We start from the raw sequence: 19,706 nt of genomic DNA, 5'->3' as shown, positions 1-19,706 counted from the left end.
AGTCCTCTAAAATCTGTCCCGACGCTGCCAGAGCAGCAGCAGGAAAAACGGTCCGCCAATCAGTGAAATCACAATCCCCGCCGGTAACTGCAACGGCAGGAATGCCAGCCGCCCGACGGTATCCGCCAGCAGCACCAGCAGCGCCCCCAGCACGGCACTGCCCATCAACAACGCGGTTTGCCCACCGCGCATCACCAGACGCGCCATATGCGGCGCAATAAGCCCCACAAAACCAATACTCCCCACGCAGGAGACACAGGCCGCCGTTAACACCACCGGCGCGAGAACGCGCAGTAGCGCTAATCGTGCGGTGCGAACCCCGAGCCCCGTTGCGGCGTGGTTACCCAGCAATGCCACGTCAGCCGCGCGGGCGGTAAAGAGCAGTAGCGCAAACGCCGGGGCCGCCCAGGCTGCGGCGATACCGACCAGCGTCCAGTTTGCCGCGTGCAGGCTCCCCGCCAGCCACAGCATCGCCGTCTGCACATCGCGCACGTCGGCGGTGGTCATAAAGATCCCCATTGCCGCAGAGAAAGCCCATGACACGCCAATCCCAATCAGAATAAAACGCGGACGCGAGATATCGCGGGCCAGCGCCACCACCAGCAACGCGGTAATGAGACCGCCGGCCATCCCGACCAGCGGACGCCAGGCCAGCCCCAGCACAGGGAACTGAAAAATCAGCAGCAGCACTGCCGCGCTGCAGCCTTCTTTCACGCCAATAAGCCCCGGATCGGCCAGGCCGTTGCGGGTGATGGACTGCATCGCCGCCCCCGCCATGCCCAGCATCGCGCCGCTTAAAATGGCCATCAGCAGCCGTGGCAGGCGGATATCCATCACGATATAGCGCGCATCGGCCTCCAGGGGTTCTCCGGAGAACAGCGCGCGCCCGATGGCGGAAGTGGGAATGGGAAGCGAACCGTGCGTCAGGCCAAACCCCAGCAGGAGAATGCCCATTAGAGCGATAAGCGTAACGCGCGCCACTGCCGCCGGGCGTACCTGCCCGGAAAACGGCCCGACACGCCATGCACGCAATCCGGCCCGGCTCATTTGAACATCCTTGATGCCATCAGGATAAAGAGAGGAGCACCCACCAGCGCGGTCATGATCCCGGTCGCCAGCTCATACGGCGTAAACAGCGTACGGGCCGCGATATCCGCCAGCAGTAACACCAGTGCCCCGCACAGGGCAGAAAGCGGCACCATCACGCGTAAGTCCACCGACACCAGACGGCGGATAAGCTGCGGCACGACCAGGCCAATAAAACCAATCGGCCCAGCAATGGAGACGGCTGCGCCGCAAAGCAGCGCAATCGCCAGCAGAGCCAAAAGGCGAGTTTTGAGCAGCGACACGCCCAGCCCCTGCGCCATCCGGTCGCCCAGGGCCAGCATATTGAGCGATGGCGACAGCCAGAGCGCCAGAGCGACCCCCACAGCGGCAACCCAGGATGCGCTGCGAACGATCTCCGCGTTAAGCCCGGCAAGATCTCCCGCCAGCCAGGTGCGCATGGCAAGCAGCGTCTGTTCATCCAGAATCAGCACCGTGGCGGTAATCGACGACGCAAACGCCGACATCGCCACGCCGCATAAGGTAATTTTCATTGGCGTGAGGCCGGTTCGCCCTGAAGAGGAGAACGTCAGCACCAGCATAAACAGCGCGGCGGCACCGACAGCGGCAATCAGCGGGCGGCCAAATGGCAAGGTAAACCCAAGCGCGCTGGTCAGCACCACGGCCAGCGCCGCCCCCGCGTTAAGCCCGAGAATATGCGGCTCGCCCAGCGGGTTACGGATCACCGACTGTAGCAACACGCCCGCCACGCCCAGCGCCGCCCCGGTGACCATGGCGGCAGCCAGCCGTATCAGGCGTAATCTGACAATCACGTTGTGATCGAAATTGCGCGGGTCGAAATGAAGCAAGGCCTGCACCACCGTCTGGGGAGCAATGACACGCGCACCGATACCCAGATGGGCAATCGCGCCCATCACCAACAGCAAGGCAAACAGCAGGAAAGCCAGTGACGTTCGCATCATGATTTTTCCGCCGCCTGGCGGAATGGCATAAAGAACGGCTTATCGGTCAGGGGATTAACCGACATATGGACATCGACATCAAACACCGCTTTGATGAGTTCCGGCGTGCAGACGTCGCCTTCATGCAATACCCCCTCGACTTTGCCCTGGCGTAAAAAGACCAGGGAATCGCCATAGTTGACGGCGAAGTTGAGATCGTGGAGCACCACCACCACCGTACGACCATGCTGGCGGGTCAGGGTATGCAGCAGCTCGAGGATCTCCACCTGATAGCGGAGATCGAGAAAGGTTGTCGGTTCATCCAGCAGGATATAGGGCGTTTGCTGCGCCAGGGCCATTGCGATCCAGCAGCGCTGGCGCTGGCCGCCGGAGAGGCTTTCGACGGGCTGATGTGCAAACTCTGCCGTACCGGTCAGGTGCAGAGCCTCTTCAACGGCCTGCTCGTCTTCATCGCTCCACTGGCGCATAAAATTTTGCCAGGGAAAACGGCCGCGTGATACCAGCTCAAACACGGTCAGCCCTTCCGGCAGCAGCGGAGATTGCGGCAGGATCCCCAGCTGGCGGGCTACCGCTCTGGTTGGTTGCTCGTGAATGGCTTTGCCATCAAGCAGCGCTGCCCCGCCAAGCGGTTGCAGCAGACGCGCGATAGTGCTCAGTAGCGTGGATTTTCCACAGCCGTTCGCCCCCACCAGCACGGTCATTTTCTGCCGGGGGATCGCAAGGGAGATATCATCGACGATGATTTTTTTCTGATAGCCCGCGGAGAGGTTCTCCAGAACCAGCCCCGGTTTATGGGTGTTGTGCGCCACGTGAATGCCAACTTAATAAAAAATCGAACAAATAAAAATAAAACTCATTCTCTTTTGAAAGTTTGCCGCTGCGCCATGTAGTAGTCAAGGGGATAAACACCCTGATAAAGCCAGGGTTAAATAACAGGTACTACAGCGGCGGTGTTATTTTTTATTTAAGCGTTTTCAATGAATTATATGGAATCTACTTATATCAGGACGGGAGGTTTCAGGCTGTAGCCGATTTTTGCTTTTTTCCATTTACTACTACATTGCCGCATGATTGAATGATTCTCAATTACATGTTCGATGCCACATGGCTAACGAGCAGACAATTAAGGGCAATGACTCATACATTCTTCCGCGCCCTTCATGCGCGGGATCTTTTGGGAAAACAGATGTAATGGCTACGTTCACACCTTCTCTCTCTGGGGTAAAAGGGCGCGCGCTCTTTTCACTGCTGTTTATGGCACCGCTGGTGCAGGCGGCCGACACCGCAACGGCTAACGACGGCGAAACGCTGACCGTCACCGCCGATCCCCATGCCGTGGCTGAGGCCACAAACGGCTATCAGCCGCTTAACACCTCCACCGCCACGCTAACCAACATGCCGATGCTGGATATTCCGCAGGTGGTGAATACCGTCAGTGATAAAGTGCTGGAAGATCAGCACGCTACTTCGCTTGATGAAGCCCTTTATAACGTCAGCAACGTGGTGCAGACCAACACCCTGGGCGGTACGCAGGATGCGTTTGTGCGCCGGGGATTTGGCGCGAACCGCGACGGGTCAATAATGACCAACGGTCTGCGCACGGTGCTGCCGCGCAGCTTTAATGCCGCGACCGAGCGCGTGGAGGTGCTGAAAGGGCCGGCCTCGACGCTGTATGGCATTCTCGATCCTGGCGGCCTGATCAACGTGGTTACCAAACGCCCGGAAACCCGCTTCGGCGGCTCAATTTCCGCTACCTCCTCAAGCTTTGGCGGCGGCACCGGGCAGATTGATGTCACCGGCCCGATTGACGGCACGCGGCTGGCGTATCGCCTGACGGGCGAGTATCAGGATGAAGATTACTGGCGTAATTTTGGCAACGAGCGCAGCACCTTTATCGCCCCGTCGTTGACCTGGTTTGGTGATGATGCCACCGTGACCGTGCTCTATTCACATCGCGACTATAAGACGCCGTTCGATCGTGGAACCATTTTCGATCTCAACACCAAACAGCCGGTAAACGTAGATCGTAAAACCCGCTTTGACGAGCCGTTTAACGTTACCGACGGGCAGTCCGATCTGGCGCAGCTGAACGCCGAATACCGTCTTAACAGCCAGTGGACCGCAAAGTTTGACTACAGCTTTAGCCAGGATAAATACAGTGATAACCAGGCGCGCGTGATGGCCTATGACGCCAAAACGGGTAACCTGACCCGCCGCGTGGATGCCACCCAGGGCTCGACTCAGCGTATGCACAGTACGCGTGCGGATCTGCAGGGGAACGTAGATATCGCGGGCTTTTACAATGAGATCCTGACCGGTGTGTCGTATGAGAATTACGATCTGCTGCGTACGGACATGATGCGCTGTAAGAACGTTAAAGATTTCAATATCTACCATCCGACCTACGGCAATCTCAGCAAATGCACCACCGTCTCCGCCGCTGATAGCGACCAGACGCTCAAACAGGAAAGCTACTCCGCCTACGCGCAGGACGCCCTGTATCTCACCGATAAGTGGATTGCCGTTGCCGGGCTGCGTTACCAGTATTACACCCAGTATGCGGGCAAGGGCCGCCCGTTCAATGTGAATACCGACAGCCGCGACGAACAGTGGACGCCGAAGCTGGGGCTGGTCTACAAGCTCACGCCATCCGTCTCGCTGTTTGCTAACTATTCCCAGACGTTTATGCCGCAATCGTCCATTGCTAGCTACATTGGTGACCTGCCGCCGGAAACGTCTAATGCTTACGAAGTGGGGGCTAAATTTGACCTGTTCGATGGCATTACCGCCAACATCGCGCTGTTTGATATTCACAAGCGCAACGTGCTGTACAACGAAATCATGGGGGGTGAAACCATCGCCAAAACCGCTGGCCGCGTACGCTCGCAGGGTGTGGAGGTGGATCTTGCCGGATCGCTGACTGAGAATACCAATATTATCGCCAGCTACGGCTACACCGACGCCAAAGTGCTGGAAGATCCAGACTACGCGGGTAAGCCCCTGCCAAACGTGCCGCGTCATACCGGTTCCCTGTTCCTGACTTACGACATTCATAACGCGATCGGCGGGAATACCCTGACGTTTGGCGGCGGTGGACACGGCGTGAGCCGTCGTTCAGCGACCAACGGTGCGGATTATTATTTACCGGGATACTTTGTTGCCGATGCCTTTGTGGCCTACAAAATGAAGCTGCAGTATCCGGTGACGCTGCAGGTGAACGTGAAGAACCTGTTTGATAAAACCTACTACACCTCGTCCATTGCGACCAACAACCTGGGCAACCAGATTGGCGACCCGCGCGAAGTGCAGTTTACGGTGAAGATGGCGTTTTGATGTAAAAAAGCCCGGTGGCGCTAGCGCTTACCGGGCCTACGATTGCTATGGCTGAGGCATCAGGCCTCAATATCCGCCATATCGCCTTTCTCCTGCAGCCAGTTGCGTCGGTCTTCCGAGCGTTTTTTGGCCAGCAGCATATCCATCATGGCGTTGGTTTGCTGTTCATCTTCATCGCTGATGGTCAGTTGAACCAGACGACGGGTGTTAGGATCCAGCGTGGTTTCGCGCAGCTGCATTGGGTTCATCTCGCCCAGCCCTTTAAAGCGCTGAACGTTTGGTTTGCCCTTCTTGCGCTTGAGCTGCTCCAGCACACCCGCTTTCTCTTCTTCCGTCAGCGCGTAGTACACCTCTTTGCCGAGATCGATACGGTAGAGCGGCGGCAGCGCGACGTAGACGTGGCCGTTTTTCACCAGCGTGCGGAAGTGCTTCACGAACAGTGCGCACAACAGCGTGGCGATGTGCAGACCATCGGAGTCCGCATCCGCAAGGATACAGATCTTGCCGTAGCGCAGCTGGCTAAGATCTTCGCTGTCCGGATCGATACCGATCGCAACAGAGATATCATGCACTTCCTGCGAGGCCAGCACTTCATCGGACGAGACTTCCCAGGTATTCAGGATCTTACCTTTAAGCGGCATGATCGCCTGGTATTCACGGTCGCGCGCCTGCTTGGCCGATCCCCCTGCCGAGTCCCCTTCCACCAGGAACAGCTCGGTACGGTTAAGATCCTGCGCGGTACAGTCCGCCAGTTTGCCCGGCAGCGCAGGGCCGCTGGTGAGTTTTTTACGTACCACTTTCTTCGCCGCACGCAGACGACGCTGCGCGCTGGAGATCGCCATTTCCGCCAGCATCTCTGCAGCCTGAACGTTCTGGTTCAGCCACAGGGTGAAGGCATCTTTGACCACGCCGGAAACAAAGGCCGCGCACTGACGCGAGGAGAGACGCTCTTTGGTTTGCCCGGCAAACTGCGGATCCTGCATCTTCACGGAAAGCACGTAGGCGCAGCGATCCCAGATGTCTTCCGCCGACAGCTTCACGCCGCGCGGCAGAATGTTGCGGTATTCGCAGAATTCACGCATCGCATCCAGCAGACCCTGACGCAGCCCGTTAACGTGCGTACCGCCGAGCATGGTTGGGATCAGGTTGACGTAACTTTCGGTCAACAGCTCACCGCCTTCCGGCAGCCACAGCAGCGCCCAGTCCACCGCTTCGGTGTCACCGGTGAAATTACCGACGAACGGTTTTTCCGGCAGCGTCGGCAGGCCGTTTACCGCTTCGCACAGGTAGTCGTTCAGACCGTCGGCATAGCACCAGCTCTGCTCGGTATTGTTGACGTTATCTTTAAACGTGATTTCCACGCCAGGGCACAGTACCGCTTTGGCTTTCAGCAGGTGCGTCAGGCGAGAAACGGAGAAACGTGGGCTGTCGAAGAAGCTTTCGTCAGGCCAAAAGTGGACGCTGGTGCCGGTGTTGCGTTTACCGCACGTGCCGACAACCTGCAGATCCTGCACTTTCTCGCCGTTTTCAAACGCGATGTTATACACCTGGCCGTCGCGGCGAACGTTCACTTCCACGCGCTTAGACAGGGCGTTAACCACGGAAATCCCCACACCGTGCAAACCACCGGAGAACTGGTAGTTCTTGTTGGAGAACTTACCGCCCGCATGCAGTCGGCAGAGGATCAGCTCAACGGCCGGTACGCCCTCTTCCGGGTGGATATCCACCGGCATGCCGCGACCATCGTCGATAACTTCCAGCGACTGATCGGCATGCAGGATAACGTCGACACGTTTGGCATGGCCTGCCAGCGCTTCGTCGACACTGTTATCAATAACTTCCTGGCCCAGATGGTTTGGGCGCGTCGTATCGGTGTACATCCCCGGGCGGCGGCGAACCGGCTCAAGCCCGGTGAGTACCTCAATGGCATCAGCGTTATAGGTTTGCGTCATGATTTAAACTAGCAATTCGCATTGATTGTCAGAGGCTGTGCAGTCCAAGAAAATCGACAATCTGGGTGAAATGATCTTCAAAGCCCGTGAAAGCATGATTTCCGCCCTCTTCTATAGTCTGGCGGCAGGAGGCGTAATACGCCACTGCCTGGCGGTAATCCAGCACTTCATCACCCGTTTGTTGCAGCAGCCAGATCAGGTCCGGTGCTTCAAGCGGGTCGACCTGCATAACTTTGAGATCGTAAATATGGCGTGACTCTAGCACATATTGTTGGCCGGTGTAGGGGTTCTCGTTTTCGCCAAGAAAGTCCCGCAGCAGCTCAAACGGTCGAACCGCCGGGTTAACCACAACGGCGGGCAGCATAAAGCATTGCGAGAGCCATGTGGCGTAATACCCTCCCAGCGAGGAACCCACCACGCCGAAAGATTCGCCGCCGTGTTCCAGAACAATGGATTCCAGCATCTCCGCCGCCTCTGCCGGATAAGGCGGCAGCTGCGGGATAATCATCTCAACGTGCGGATGATGCTCGCTCAGCCACTGGCGTAACTGTGTCGCTTTGGCAGATCGCGGCGAGCTGTTGAACCCATGCAGGTAGAGGAGCGTAGACATCAATAGCCTTCTGAAGCAGTATCGGGGCGGAATTGCGCGCCTGCCAGACGGCAGACTTCCGTGGTCAGTGAACCATCCGCATGCAGTTCCAGCCAGCGCCAGCCCGGCGCGATGGTATCCAGGGTAAAGTTCGCGCAGTGCGGCTTAAACTGAACGCAGGTCGACGGCGTCGCCAGCAGACGGCGGCCATTCCAGTCGAGATCCTGTTCCTGATGAATGTGTCCGCACAGCAGATTCTTCACGCGTGGGAATTTCGCCAGCACGCTATCCAGGGCGGCAGAATTGCGCAGGCTGTGTTGATCGAGCCAGCTACAGCCCGCCGGAAGCGGATGATGATGAAGCAAAAGCAGCGTATGTCGCGCCGGTTCGGCGGCCAGTTTGGTCTCCAGCCAGTCGAGCTGAAACTCGCTTAACTCACCGTGCGGGACGCCAAACACCTGGCTGTCGAGCAGCAGGATCTGCCACTGCTCACCGGCAAACACACACTTCGCCGGAGAGATCCCCGCCTCCTGAAGAGAGCTGTACATCGCAGGCTGAAAGTCGTGGTTGCCCGGAAGCCAGACGCACGGCACGCTAAAGCTCGCGATGCCTTCAGCAAAATGCTGGTAGGCCGCGGAGGATTGATCCTGCGCCAGATCGCCCGTTGCAACGATCAGATCGCAGGCACGATTTTCAGCGTGAATAGCGCTAAGTACAGCCTGATAACTCTCCCAGGTGTTCACCCCCAGCAGCGTTTCATGCTTTTCGGCAAAAAGGTGAGTATCGGTGATTTGTAATATCCTGACTGGTGCCCCACCAGCAACAGTCAGGTTCAACAGGCTTTCCAAATGGTGTCCTTAGGTAGGTTTATGACGCTAACAAACCGGAATCGCCATTGCTCCATGTGCTAAACAATATCTTAGCCAGTCGGCTAAAAACTGGTTAATTTGATGCTTTTCGTCGCGTTGATGCAACTTTTTATTCGGGTAATCATACCGCGCTTTAAAACGAAAGATCTGCTGACTTGAACACACTTCAGCGACCATCGCGTCGTGGTAGAGCCGCACCGTCATTGACGGCAGGCTCCAGTAGCTAATGCTGGGTGCCGTTTGTTCGATTTCCACCAGCGTAGTGTAGCGCGTTGATTCTGTTATCGTTAATCGATACTGCGCGTTGCTCACCTGATAGCTTACCGTTTCGCCGGGTGCGTCGTTTCTCGGCAGCAGGCGGCGCAATTGTGCGAAATTGGTTTCGCACAGGCGCATCATTTCTGGGAAGTCAGGTGTATAACGCTTCATTTTTTCCACTCGTTTCGTAATGTCTGATAATGCAGTTGCAGCCATTGCAGGGCGATGACAGACGCTGCGTTGTCGATTTTCCCCTCTTCTACCCACTGGTAAGCCTGCTCCCGACTCACCACATGAACCCGAATATCTTCGTTTTCATCTGCCAGACCGTGGATCCCATCCGCGGTCGTGGCGTCCACTTCGCCCACCATGATGGACAAGCGCTCGCTGGTCCCTCCCGGACTGGCCAGATAGCTGAGCACCGGTTTTGTGCGACCGACGATCAGCCCCGCCTCTTCCAGCGCCTCGCGGCGGGCAACGTCTTCAACCGACTCGCCCTCTTCGATCATGCCGGCGACCATCTCCAGCAACCACGGGCTTTCACTGACGTCATACGCCGCAATGCGAATCTGCTCAACCAGTACGACTTCATCACGCACTGGGTCAAAGGGTAGCAAGACTGCTGCATGCCCGCGCTCAAAAATTTCGCGCCTGATTTCGCCGCTCATCTCTCCGTTAAACAGGCGATGCCTGAAACGGTAAAGTTCCATTGAAAAAAAACCGCTATAAAGCGTTTCTCGTGCAATAATTTCTACATCGTTTTTGGCGAATGTCACGGGCAACTTATCTGGTTTTTGCATGAGTCGAGTCCTGGTAGCAATGGTGATGAAATTATGAATTTCAAGGCTGTTTGGCTGCCGTTTGCAAGGCTATATGGTAGATTGGTGCAAATTAACGCCACATGGCACATTACGCCAACCTTTTGGTGTGGATGATTCTGTTAGAATCGGCAATTATTTTTAATTAGATCAGCGCTAATACTGCTTCACAACAAGGAATGCAAATGAAGAAATTGCTCCCCATCCTTATCGGCCTGAGCCTGACGGGCTTCAGTGCAATGAGCCAGGCGGAAAACCTGTTACAGGTCTACCAGCAGGCACGTCTGGGCAACCCTGATTTACGTAAATCAGCGGCCGATCGTGATGCTGCGTTTGAAAAGATTAACGAAGCGCGTAGCCCACTGCTGCCGCAGTTAGGTTTAGGTGCAGATTATACCTACAGCAACGGTTTCCGCGACGCTAACGGCGTTAACTCCAATGCTACCAGCGCCTCACTGCAATTAACACAGACGCTGTTTGATATGTCCAAATGGCGCGCACTGACCCTGCAGGAAAAGAGCGCGGGTATCCAGGATGTGACCTATCAGACCGACCAGCAAACGCTGATCCTGAACACGGCGACTGCGTACTTCAACGTGCTGAGCGCGATTGACTCGCTCTCCTATACTGAAGCGCAGAAACAGGCAATTTACCGTCAGTTAGATCAAACCACCCAGCGTTTCAACGTGGGCCTGGTCGCCATCACTGACGTGCAGAACGCCCGTTCACAGTACGACAGCGTACTGGCCAACGAAGTGACCGCGCGTAACAACCTCGACAACGCGCTGGAATCTCTGCGTCAGGTCACCGGTAATTACTATCCAGAACTGGCTTCCCTGAACGTAGATAACTTCAAGACCGATAAGCCGCAGGCGGTGAATGCCCTGCTGAAAGAAGCGGAAAACCGCAACCTGACCTTACTGCAGGCGCGTCTGAGCCAGGACCTGGCCCGCGAGCAGATTCGTCAGGCGCAGGATGGCCACCTGCCAACCCTGAGCCTGAGCGCCTCCACCGGCGTGTCTGATACCAGCTACAGCGGTTCTAAAACCAACACCGCCCAGTATGACGACAGCAACCAGGGCCAGAACAAAGTCGGCCTGAGCTTCTCACTGCCGCTGTATCAGGGCGGTTTGGTGAATTCTCAGGTGAAACAGGCGCAGTACAACTTTGTTGGCGCAAGCGAGCAGCTGGAAAGCGCACACCGCAACGTGGTGCAGACCGTGCGTTCGTCGTTCAACAACGTAAACGCCTCGATCAGCAGCATCAACGCGTATAAACAAGCCGTTGTGTCTGCCCAAAGCTCCCTGGATGCAATGGAAGCTGGTTACTCCGTCGGTACCCGTACCATTGTTGACGTGCTGGACGCGACCACCACGCTGTATAACGCGAAACAGCAGCTCTCCAGCGCACGTTACCAGTACCTGATTAACCAGCTGAACATCAAGCAGGCGCTGGGTACGCTGAACGAGCAGGACCTGCTGGCGCTGAACAATGCGCTGGGTAAACCGGTCTCAACCTCGCCGGACAGCGTGGCACCGGAGAACCCGGAGCAGGTTGCTGCGGTTGATAACTTCAACGCTAACAGCAGCGCGCCTGCTGCACAGCCAGCCGCTGCGCGTACCAACACCGGCAGCAATCCGTTCCGTAACTAAGAGTGTCATCAGGCCCACTGCGGCCTGATGCCCTCACCCCAGCCCTCTCCCACAGGGAGAGGGAGTATCTGAATCACATCCGAACGTAAGCCAACGTAAAGATCCCCCTGATTCCGACCCTCTTCGCTTCATTTTCAACCACTCATCCTCTATCCTGAGCGTTATAACCACTGGGTCCTGGAAGACAAATATGAAACGGACAAAATCCATAAATCACGCTTCGTTCCGCAAAAGCTGGAACGCGCGTCACCTCACCCCTGTTGCGCTGGCGGTTACCGCTGTCTTTATGCTGGCAGGCTGTGAGAAAAGCGATGAAACGGTTTCTCTGTATCAAAACGCAGAGGACTGCTCAGCCGCAACCGGTAACGCGGCAGAATGTAAGACCGCCTATAACAACGCCCTGAAAGAAGCGGAACGTACCGCACCGAAATATGCCACACGCGAAGACTGCGTGGCAGAGTTCGGTGAAGGCCAGTGTCAACAGACACCGGCTCAGGCGGGAACGGCGCCAGAAAATCAGGCGCAGGCTCAGTCCAGCGGCAGCTTCTGGATGCCACTGATGGCCGGCTATATGATGGGCCGCCTGATGGGCGGCGGTGCGGGTTACCAGCAGCAGCCGCTGTTTAGCTCGAAAAACCCGGCCAGCCCGGCCTACGGCCAATACACCGATGCCAGCGGCAAAGGCTATGGCGCAGCAACGCCTGGCCGCACCGTGACCGTACCGAAAACGGCGATGGCTCCGAAACCGGCTACCACCAGCACCATCACCCGCGGCGGGTTCGGTGAATCTGTGGCGAAACAGACCAGCATGCAGCGCAGCGCGACGGGTACGTCAACTCGCTCAATGGGCGGCTGATCATGGAACGAGTCAGTATCACCGAGCGCCCGGACTGGCGCGAAAAAGCGACCGAATACGGTTTTAACTTCCACACCATGTATGGCGAGCCGTACTGGTGTGAAGACGCTTATTACAAACTGACGCTCGCCCAGGTGGAAAAACTGGAGGCGGTGACGGCAGAGCTCCATCAGATGTGCCTGAAGGTTGTCGAGAAAGTCATCGACAGCGACGAGCTGATGGCTAAATTCCGCATTCCGAAGCACACCTGGGGCTTTGTGCGCCAGTCGTGGAAAACCAGCCAGCCCTCGCTCTATTCTCGCCTTGATCTGGCGTGGGATGGCGTGGGTGAACCTAAGCTTCTGGAAAATAACGCCGATACGCCAACCTCTCTTTATGAAGCGGCCTTTTTCCAGTGGATCTGGCTGGAAGACCAGATGAACGCCGGAAACCTGCCGGAAGAGAGCGACCAGTTCAACAGCCTGCAGGAAAAGTTGATTGAGCGTTTCGCCGAGCTGCGTGAACAGCACGGTTTCAACCTGCTGCATCTCGCCTGCTGCCGTGACACGGAAGAAGATCGTGGAACGGTTCAGTATCTGCAGGATTGTGCTGCCGAAGCGGAAGTCGCCACCGAGTTTCTCTATATAGAAGATATCGGTCTGGGTGAGAAAGGTCAGTTTACTGACCTGCAGGATCAGGTGATCAGCAACCTGTTCAAACTCTACCCGTGGGAATATATGCTGCGTGAGATGTTCTCCACCAAGCTGGAAGACGCTGGCGTGCGCTGGCTGGAACCGGCATGGAAGAGCATCATCTCCAACAAAGCCCTGCTGCCGATGCTGTGGGAAATGTTCCCGAACCACCCGAACCTTCTGCCGGCATACTTTGCGGAAGATGATTATCCGCAAATGGAAAAATATGTCGTGAAGCCAATCTTCTCCCGCGAGGGGGCAAACGTCTCCATTATCGAAAACGGTAAAACGCTGGAAGCGGTTGAAGGGCCTTACGGCGAAGAAGGAATGATCGTCCAGGCGTTTTATCAGCTGCCGAAATTTGGCGACAGCTATACGCTGATTGGCAGCTGGCTCATCAACGATCAGCCTGCCGGGATTGGCATCCGCGAAGATCGCGCGCTGATCACGCAGGATCTGTCACGGTTCTATCCGCATATTTTTGTTGAGTAGAGTGCGGCCTGATGCCCTCTCCCACGGGAGAGGGTGTAAACACTAAAAACGGCAACCGCAGGTTGCCGCTTTGCTTTTATTACCCCACCTGCACCGACAGCATACTCAAACTCCCCATCTCAATACCGTCGACCGGGATCGTCACCGGTTCCTGGCCATCCCACGCGCCAAGAACGTACAGCAGCGGCAGGAAGTGTTCCGGCGTTGGGTTAGAGAGCGAACCGCCTTCGTGATCCAGATAGTTCACCAGCGGATGCTGCTCAACCGGGCCTTGCCAGGTCAGATTGTCTTTGACGTAATCGTTAAAGGACGTTGCCCATGGGTAAGGTGTATTTTCACCGTGCCAGCGCGCCGTGCGCAGGTTGTGTACCACGTTACCGCTTGCCACCAGCATAATGCCTTCATCACGAAGCGTAGCCAGCTTGCGACCCATCTCCATGTGCCAGGCTGCCGGTTTAGTGCTGTCGATACTCAACTGCACCATCGGGATGTCGGCGTCCGGGTACATTTTTATCAGCACGCCCCATGAGCCGTGGTCAAAGCCCCAGGCCTCTTTATCCAGCGCGACCGGGACAGGTGCCAGCAAATCCACCAGCTTCTGTGCCAGCTCGGGCGAGCCGGGGGCCGGATAATGCGTGTCGTACAACGTCTGCGGGAAACCGCCAAAATCATGGATTGTTTTTGGCGCCTCCATGGCGGTTACGCCAGTGCCACGGGTGAACCAGTGTGCAGACACCACCACAATCGCCTTCGGACGCGGCAACGTCTCACCCAGGTGACGCCATGTGCGGGTGTAGACATTGTCTTCCAGAACGTTCATTGGGCTACCGTGGCCTAAAAACAGTGCTGGCATACGTGAAGAAGTCATGGTGATATCCTTACAGAAGGTGTCAATTTGATGGTGCTACATTACGCTTAACACGATGAAGATGAACGCAGATAAGCGTGAAGATCATCATCAGGAAATTTGAATGTAAGGAATATGTAAAACAGAGGTTCCCCTCTCGCTTTGGCCAACGTGAATTATTAGTATTAATGAGAATCATTATCACAAGGAGCATTGCATGTCCGTCCCCTTGATCCTGACCATCCTGGCGGGTGCCGCCACCTTTATCGGTGCGATCCTCGGTGTGCTTGGTCAAAAGCCGTCTAACCGCGTGCTGGCCTTTTCACTGGGATTTGCTGCCGGCATTATGCTGCTTATCTCTCTGATGGAGATGCTGCCTGCCGCACTGGGCACAGAAGGCATGTCTCCGGTACTGGGTTATGGCATGTTTGTGTTTGGTCTGCTGGGCTATTTTGCCCTCGACCGCATGCTGCCCCATGCACATCCGCAGGATTTAATGCAAAAAAGCGTCGCGCCGGTGCCGCAAAAGATTAAACGTACTGCCATCCTCCTGACGCTCGGCATCAGCCTGCACAACTTCCCGGAGGGTGTCGCGACCTATGTCACCGCCAGCAGCAATCTGGAGATGGGTCTGGGTATCGCCCTGGCGGTGGCCTTACACAATATTCCTGAAGGGCTGGCCGTTGCCGGGCCGGTTTATGCCGCCACGGGGTCAAAACGCACCGCCGTGTTCTGGGCCGGGATATCGGGAATGGCAGAAATTCTCGGGGGCGTACTGGCGTGGCTGATACTGGGAAGCCTGGTTTCACCGGTGGTGATGGCCGCCATTATGGCCGCAGTTGCGGGGATTATGGTGGCGCTGTCGGTTGATGAACTGATGCCGCTGGCGAAAGAGATCGATCCTAACAATAATCCGAGTTATGGGGTGTTGTGCGGAATGTCTGTAATGGGATTAAGCCTGGTGTTGTTACAAACGGCGGGTATTGGCTGAACGGTTGCGCTTCCTTATTTGAGGGAGCGCAATTTCTTTTAATGTCAGTGAATGCCAACTATCAGTATTAATGATATAAAGTCCGGCACCATACTTTCTAATCGCCATAGAATTCACTTAAGAAATATTATTTATAACTATTCCCCGTAAAATAATTACCGCTTCGTGTATTTAAAAAAACTCAAAAGATTGATGTCAATCACTATTTAAACCGAGCATTCTGGCTGTAGAGCAACAGCATTTTTCCCATTTATAATTTCAAATGATTTATTAATAGCCTCTAAATTCCCCATTTAGAAATACTCACGAGATGAACCATATTGCGACTGGTATATTTCGACCGCTTTAATGAAATAAAAGTGTTGCAATATTAATTCATTAAAATTATTGCGCCATCCACTCTTAGATAAAGGATTATATCTTCATGTTTAACAAGACTATTCTGGCAGTTGCGACAACTGCATTGCTTTCTGGTCTGTCATTTACTGCTATGGCAGCAGATAACCAGGGCTCGGGGAAGATCACGTTCACCGGTGAAGTTATCAGTGCGCCTTGCTCTATCACCCCGGGAGATGAAAATCAGACGATTGAATTAGGAGAAGTCGCGGATAGCGTGCTGAACAGCGGTAAAAACTCGCTGCCGGTTGACGTGAATATCCACCTGCAGGATTGCATTCTCTCTTCTACCACCGGACAAACCACCACCACGATCGACAAAGTGAAGGTCACCTTTGCCTCCGCAAGTACCGATTCGACCGACACCAGCCTGATGAAAAACACGCTTGATGGCAACATCGGCGGTGCAACAGGTGTGGGCGTTCGCTTGCTGGATAGCGGCAGCAATAAAGTCACGCTGGGTACGCCGATTGAAGTGTCATTCCCTACCACAAATGCCTATCAGGAACTGAACTTCAAAGCCCGAATGGAACCGGTATCTGGCAGCCAGGCTACCCCGGGTAACGTTCAGGCCCAGGCGAACTATATCCTTGAATATAAGTAATTTGATTGCCGTCTGAAAACGTAGCCGATGAAGGACTCATCGGCTTTTATGCCTTCTTTTTAAAAGCGAAACGGATTTATGCTAAAACACTCAGCGCATCAACTCTCCCGCCTCTCTGCTTTTATAAAGTATTCGCTGAGTGCCACACTTTACTCAGCTTTATTCGTGTTGCCTGTCTCCGCGGTTGAATTCAACACAGATATGATTGACGTTGAAGACCGAAGTAATATTGATATTTCCCAGTTTGAGAAAAAAGGCCACATCGCGCCGGGTAGCTATCTCGTCCGCATTCAGGTCAATAAAAACACGTTGCCTCAATCCGCAACAATGGAGTGGATCGCAACGGAAAACGAAAGCGGTTCGCAAATTTGTGTGAATGCCGGGCAGTTATCCGCTTTCGGACTAAGCACCGATTTTATTTCGCGGCTCCATTATTCTCAGGGCGGACGTTGCCTTGATCTTTCGGCTGTTCCGGAGCTGGGCTTTTCCCTTAATAAAGGGACGATGGTGCTTTCCGTCACCGTTCCCCAGGCATGGATGAAATATCAGGCGAAGAACTGGACGCCGCCGGAATATTGGGATGAAGGCATTGCGGGTGTTTTACTTGATTATAATCTCTATGGCAGCCAGTACGATCCCCACGGGGGCGACGACAGCCAGAATATCAGCGCCTACGGCACGCTCGGGTTTAACCTCGGCGCGTGGCGTCTGCGTTCAGATTATCAATATAACCAAAACTTTCGTCACGGTGAGTCTACAGGCAGCGACAGCAGTCTGGCACGGACCTATCTCTACCGCCCTATCCCTTCGCTGTCATCAAAAATGACGCTGGGGCAATATGATTTAAGCTCAGATATTTTTGATACCTTCCACTTTACCGGTGCCTCACTGGAAAGTGATGAAAGTATGCTGCCGCCTGATTTACAGGGTTATGCACCACAAATTAACGGCATCGCGCAGACCAATGCCAAAGTGACCGTCTCCCAGTCTGGCCGCGTTCTTTATCAAACAACCGTCGCGCCGGGGCCGTTCACCATTTCAGACCTGGGTGAAACCTACCAGGGACAGCTGGACGTAGTGGTCGAAGAGGAAGATGGGCGCAAAACCACCTTCCAGGTGGGTTCATCCTCAATTCCCTTCCTGACCCGAAAAGGCCAGGTGCGCTATAAAACATCCATCGGTAAGCCCACCGCTACGGGCCATAACGACATCAATAACCCGCTTTTCTGGACAGGTGAACTCTCGTGGGGCTGGCTGAGTAATGTGTCACTGTATGGCGGCACCCTGCTGACGGCTGATGATTATCAGGCCATGACCACCGGTATCGGCTTCAACCTGGATTCGTTCGGCTCGATCTCTTTTGATGTGACGGGCGCCGAGGCCACGCTCCATCAGGGAAAAAATGAGACACAGCGTGGGTATAGCTATCGTGCCAACTACGCAAAACGTTTTGAGGCGACCGGCAGCCAGATCACCTTCGCAGGTTATCGATTCTCGGATAAAGAATATGTCTCAATGAGTGAATATCTCGCCTCCCGGGACGGAGATACCTCAACGACAAACGAAAAAGAGAGTTACGTTATCTCCTTCAACCAGTACCTTGATTCGCTGGCATTAAATACCTATCTCAACGTCACCCGTAACACCTACTGGGACAACAGCAGCAACACAAACTACTCCTTTTCGCTGAGCCGCAATTTTGATATCGGCAACTTAAGAGGTTTATCCGCATCGCTGGCGCTAAGCCGCGTGCGCTGGGATGACAGCGACGAAAACCAGGTCTATTTCGCCTTCACCCTCCCGCTGGAGCAAAGTCGTAGCATTATGTACAGCTACCAGCGATCGGGCGGCGACAGCGCGTCTCATATGGCTTCTTACTATGACGCCTCCGATCGCAACAATACGTGGAATCTCTCGGCCTCTACGACGGAAGACGATTTGCGCGAAGGCGAACCATCATTGCGCGGCGGATACCAGCACTATTCTCCTTACGGACGCCTCAATCTTTCAGGAAGCGTTCAGCCCAATCAATACCGTTCGATCAGCGCGGGCTGGAACGGCTCGATCACCGCCACGCGACATGGCGTAGCCCTGCATGATTACAGCCCGGCCAATAACGCCCGCATGATGATCGATGCCGATGGCGTTGACGGAATTGAGGTCAACAGTTCGCGCACGCGCACTAACGCATTTGGTATTGCTGTCGTCCCCTCACTCAGCAACTACACCACCTCCACGGTGCGCGTTAACAGCAACACGCTGCCTGATGGCGTGGATATAGCAACCTCCGTTATTCGCACCACGCTGACGGAAGGTGCCATTGGTTACAGCAAGCTGAACGCCACCACGGGCTACCAGATTGTCGGCATTATTCGACAGGAAAACGGTCAGTTCCCTCCTTTGGGCGTCAGTATCGTCGACAGCGCTACGGGTAAAGAGGTCGGTCTGGTTGCCGAAGAAGGGTTCGTTTATCTCAGCGGGATTCAGGAAAACAGTACGTTACGTCTCACCTGGTCTGACAAAGCGTGTGAAATCACGCCGCCGAACCAAAGTAATCTTAACGGTGACGCTATATTTTTACCTTGTAAAACAGTGCATTAATTCAGGATGAATAAAATGAACATCACGATGATTTCAAAAGGACTTATCTGTTTCCTTGGCACGTGCAGCTTTGCCTGGGCCACCGTATCGCCCGACAGAACACGCATCATTTTCAACGCCTCCGCAAAAAGCGTGTCGGTCAGACTGATAAACCAGAGTAAAACCGATCCTTATCTGGCTCAGTCGTGGATTGAGGATAAAGAGGGTAAAAAAACGCGCGAGTTTATCTCTCCTGTTCCGCCATTGTTGCGTATCGAGCCTGAAGAACAGGCGCAGGTTCGCCTGATGGCGCAGCAAAACCTCAGCCGACTTCCAGCCGATCGAGAGTCGCTGTTTTATTACAACATGCGGGAAATCCCCCCTAAAGCCGAGCAGAAGAACGTGATGCAAATTGCCATGCAAAGCCGGCTTAAACTGTTCTGGCGGCCAAAAGCCATTGAGCTGAAGGAGGGCCAGTTTGTTCCGCTGGATAAGGTGGTTATATCCCGCGCCTCGGGTACGCTGCAGTTTAAAAACAGCAGCCCCTATTACATCACCGTGGGCTATATCGGACTGAACGGTAAAACCTTATTGCCGGGCGCAGAGAGCGTAATGATTGAGCCGTTTGGTCAGGCCAGCCAGTCACTGGCTAAGCTGCCCGCTGAATTTCAGGTCGGCTATATCAGCGATTATGGCGGTCTGGAAATGTTTAAGGTGAGTTGTAACGCGGTGCAGCCTGCCTGCCAGAGCAAACCGGTGAATAAGGGATAA

At 54.9% G+C, this 19,706-nt stretch carries 17 protein-coding genes; 8 read left to right on the top strand and 9 right to left on the bottom strand.

Annotation, left to right across the window (positions count from 1 at the left end; translation table 11 throughout):
• Positions 1–6: 6 nt before the first annotated feature.
• From APU11_RS22675 to APU11_RS22665, 3 genes are read right to left on the bottom strand one after another with little or no spacing between them, the layout of a single operon-like run.
• Positions 7–1,047, bottom strand: a complete 1,041-nt coding sequence (locus tag APU11_RS22675; protein WP_045902682.1) for an iron ABC transporter permease — start codon at positions 1,045–1,047, stop codon at positions 7–9.
• Positions 1,044–2,027 carry an iron ABC transporter permease gene (locus APU11_RS22670; RefSeq protein WP_038983470.1) on the bottom strand — a complete coding sequence of 328 codons (984 nt, stop codon included), beginning with the start codon at positions 2,025–2,027 and terminating at the stop codon, positions 1,044–1,046. The genes APU11_RS22675 and APU11_RS22670 overlap by 4 nt, the downstream gene beginning before the upstream one ends.
• The gene (locus APU11_RS22665; protein WP_058651360.1) at positions 2,024–2,836 is read right to left on the bottom strand and encodes an ABC transporter ATP-binding protein; all 813 of its coding nucleotides are present in this window, start codon (positions 2,834–2,836) and stop codon (positions 2,024–2,026) included. Before APU11_RS22665 ends, APU11_RS22670 begins: the two co-directional genes overlap by 4 nt.
• A 382-nt stretch (positions 2,837–3,218) precedes the next feature.
• Between APU11_RS22665 and APU11_RS22660 the strand changes: the two genes are divergently transcribed.
• A complete protein-coding gene (locus tag APU11_RS22660) occupies positions 3,219–5,360 on the top strand; it encodes a TonB-dependent siderophore receptor (protein WP_058651361.1) in 2,142 nt (713 codons plus the stop codon).
• Between the two features lie 59 nt (positions 5,361–5,419).
• On the opposite strand, the gene parE is transcribed toward APU11_RS22660, so the two are convergent.
• The 5 genes from parE to nudF are packed head-to-tail and all read right to left on the bottom strand — an operon-like array spanning position 5,420 to position 9,828.
• Complete coding sequence (gene parE, locus APU11_RS22655; protein ID WP_013098740.1) at positions 5,420–7,312, bottom strand: DNA topoisomerase IV subunit B; 1,893 nt, start codon at positions 7,310–7,312, stop codon at positions 5,420–5,422.
• Between the two features lie 28 nt (positions 7,313–7,340).
• Positions 7,341–7,922 (bottom strand): esterase YqiA, encoded by a 582-nt coding sequence (yqiA, locus tag APU11_RS22650; protein ID WP_014833291.1) that lies wholly within the window; start codon positions 7,920–7,922, stop codon positions 7,341–7,343.
• Positions 7,922–8,749, bottom strand: a complete 828-nt coding sequence (cpdA, locus tag APU11_RS22645; protein WP_013098742.1) for a 3',5'-cyclic-AMP phosphodiesterase — start codon at positions 8,747–8,749, stop codon at positions 7,922–7,924. Before cpdA ends, yqiA begins: the two co-directional genes overlap by 1 nt.
• A gap of 27 nt (positions 8,750–8,776) precedes the next feature.
• The gene (locus tag APU11_RS22640) at positions 8,777–9,199 is read right to left on the bottom strand and encodes a DUF1249 family protein (protein ID WP_003862516.1); all 423 of its coding nucleotides are present in this window, start codon (positions 9,197–9,199) and stop codon (positions 8,777–8,779) included.
• Positions 9,196–9,828 (bottom strand): ADP-ribose diphosphatase, encoded by a 633-nt coding sequence (gene nudF, locus APU11_RS22635; RefSeq protein WP_013098743.1) that lies wholly within the window; start codon positions 9,826–9,828, stop codon positions 9,196–9,198. The genes APU11_RS22640 and nudF overlap by 4 nt, the downstream gene beginning before the upstream one ends.
• 203 nt (positions 9,829–10,031) lie before the next feature.
• Here nudF and tolC point away from each other — a divergent pair, with 203 nt between their 5' ends.
• The 3 genes from tolC to APU11_RS22620 all read left to right on the top strand — a co-directional run bounded on the left by tolC (position 10,032) and on the right by APU11_RS22620 (position 13,517).
• Positions 10,032–11,498, top strand: coding sequence for an outer membrane channel protein TolC (gene tolC / locus APU11_RS22630; protein WP_048971854.1), 1,467 nt, complete (start codon positions 10,032–10,034; stop codon positions 11,496–11,498).
• Between the two features lie 190 nt (positions 11,499–11,688).
• On the top strand, positions 11,689–12,354 hold the full coding sequence (locus tag APU11_RS22625; RefSeq protein ID WP_013098745.1) for a DUF1190 family protein: 666 nt from the start codon (positions 11,689–11,691) through the stop codon (positions 12,352–12,354).
• Positions 12,355–12,356: 2 nt separating this feature from the next.
• The gene (locus tag APU11_RS22620; protein WP_029883040.1) at positions 12,357–13,517 is read left to right on the top strand and encodes a glutathionylspermidine synthase family protein; all 1,161 of its coding nucleotides are present in this window, start codon (positions 12,357–12,359) and stop codon (positions 13,515–13,517) included.
• Positions 13,518–13,596: 79 nt separating this feature from the next.
• Here APU11_RS22620 and ygiD read toward each other — a convergent pair whose 3' ends face one another.
• On the bottom strand, positions 13,597–14,385 hold the full coding sequence (ygiD, locus tag APU11_RS22615; RefSeq protein ID WP_058651362.1) for a 4,5-DOPA dioxygenase extradiol: 789 nt from the start codon (positions 14,383–14,385) through the stop codon (positions 13,597–13,599).
• A gap of 196 nt (positions 14,386–14,581) precedes the next feature.
• Between ygiD and zupT the strand changes: the two genes are divergently transcribed.
• From zupT to APU11_RS22595, 4 genes are all read left to right on the top strand, one after another.
• Entirely contained in the window at positions 14,582–15,355 is a 774-nt protein-coding gene (gene zupT / locus APU11_RS22610; RefSeq protein WP_013098748.1) for a zinc transporter ZupT, read from the top strand.
• Positions 15,356–15,779: 424 nt separating this feature from the next.
• Positions 15,780–16,355, top strand: coding sequence for a fimbrial-like protein (locus tag APU11_RS22605; protein WP_045293703.1), 576 nt, complete (start codon positions 15,780–15,782; stop codon positions 16,353–16,355).
• A gap of 78 nt (positions 16,356–16,433) precedes the next feature.
• The gene (locus APU11_RS22600; RefSeq protein ID WP_060578725.1) at positions 16,434–18,956 is read left to right on the top strand and encodes a fimbria/pilus outer membrane usher protein; all 2,523 of its coding nucleotides are present in this window, start codon (positions 16,434–16,436) and stop codon (positions 18,954–18,956) included.
• A 15-nt stretch (positions 18,957–18,971) separates the two neighbouring features.
• Entirely contained in the window at positions 18,972–19,706 is a 735-nt protein-coding gene (locus tag APU11_RS22595; RefSeq protein WP_020689471.1) for a fimbria/pilus periplasmic chaperone, read from the top strand.

It is taken from the genome of Enterobacter sp. 50793107, from assembly GCF_001463365.1.
Classification (GTDB): Bacteria; Pseudomonadota; Gammaproteobacteria; order Enterobacterales; family Enterobacteriaceae; genus Enterobacter; species Enterobacter cloacae.
Note: the sequence above shows the minus strand (reverse complement) of the source record. Positions and strands in the feature narration are given on the sequence as shown.

What these genes read in the sequence shown, in the direction of transcription:
- APU11_RS22675 (WP_045902682.1), bottom strand. Translation starts at nt 1,047, where the DNA reads ATGAGCCGGGCCGGATTGCGTGCATGGCGTGTCGGGCCGTTTTCCGGG.
- APU11_RS22670 (WP_038983470.1), bottom strand. Translation starts at nt 2,027, where the DNA reads ATGATGCGAACGTCACTGGCTTTCCTGCTGTTTGCCTTGCTGTTGGTG.
- APU11_RS22660 (WP_058651361.1), top strand. Translation starts at nt 3,219, where the DNA reads ATGGCTACGTTCACACCTTCTCTCTCTGGGGTAAAAGGGCGCGCGCTC.
- parE (WP_013098740.1), bottom strand. Translation starts at nt 7,312, where the DNA reads ATGACGCAAACCTATAACGCTGATGCCATTGAGGTACTCACCGGGCTT.
- yqiA (WP_014833291.1), bottom strand. Translation starts at nt 7,922, where the DNA reads ATGTCTACGCTCCTCTACCTGCATGGGTTCAACAGCTCGCCGCGATCT.
- APU11_RS22640 (WP_003862516.1), bottom strand. Translation starts at nt 9,199, where the DNA reads ATGAAGCGTTATACACCTGACTTCCCAGAAATGATGCGCCTGTGCGAA.
- nudF (WP_013098743.1), bottom strand. Translation starts at nt 9,828, where the DNA reads ATGCAAAAACCAGATAAGTTGCCCGTGACATTCGCCAAAAACGATGTA.
- tolC (WP_048971854.1), top strand. Translation starts at nt 10,032, where the DNA reads ATGAAGAAATTGCTCCCCATCCTTATCGGCCTGAGCCTGACGGGCTTC.
- APU11_RS22625 (WP_013098745.1), top strand. Translation starts at nt 11,689, where the DNA reads ATGAAACGGACAAAATCCATAAATCACGCTTCGTTCCGCAAAAGCTGG.
- APU11_RS22620 (WP_029883040.1), top strand. Translation starts at nt 12,357, where the DNA reads ATGGAACGAGTCAGTATCACCGAGCGCCCGGACTGGCGCGAAAAAGCG.
- ygiD (WP_058651362.1), bottom strand. Translation starts at nt 14,385, where the DNA reads ATGACTTCTTCACGTATGCCAGCACTGTTTTTAGGCCACGGTAGCCCA.
- zupT (WP_013098748.1), top strand. Translation starts at nt 14,582, where the DNA reads ATGTCCGTCCCCTTGATCCTGACCATCCTGGCGGGTGCCGCCACCTTT.
- APU11_RS22605 (WP_045293703.1), top strand. Translation starts at nt 15,780, where the DNA reads ATGTTTAACAAGACTATTCTGGCAGTTGCGACAACTGCATTGCTTTCT.
- APU11_RS22600 (WP_060578725.1), top strand. Translation starts at nt 16,434, where the DNA reads ATGCTAAAACACTCAGCGCATCAACTCTCCCGCCTCTCTGCTTTTATA.
- APU11_RS22595 (WP_020689471.1), top strand. Translation starts at nt 18,972, where the DNA reads ATGAACATCACGATGATTTCAAAAGGACTTATCTGTTTCCTTGGCACG.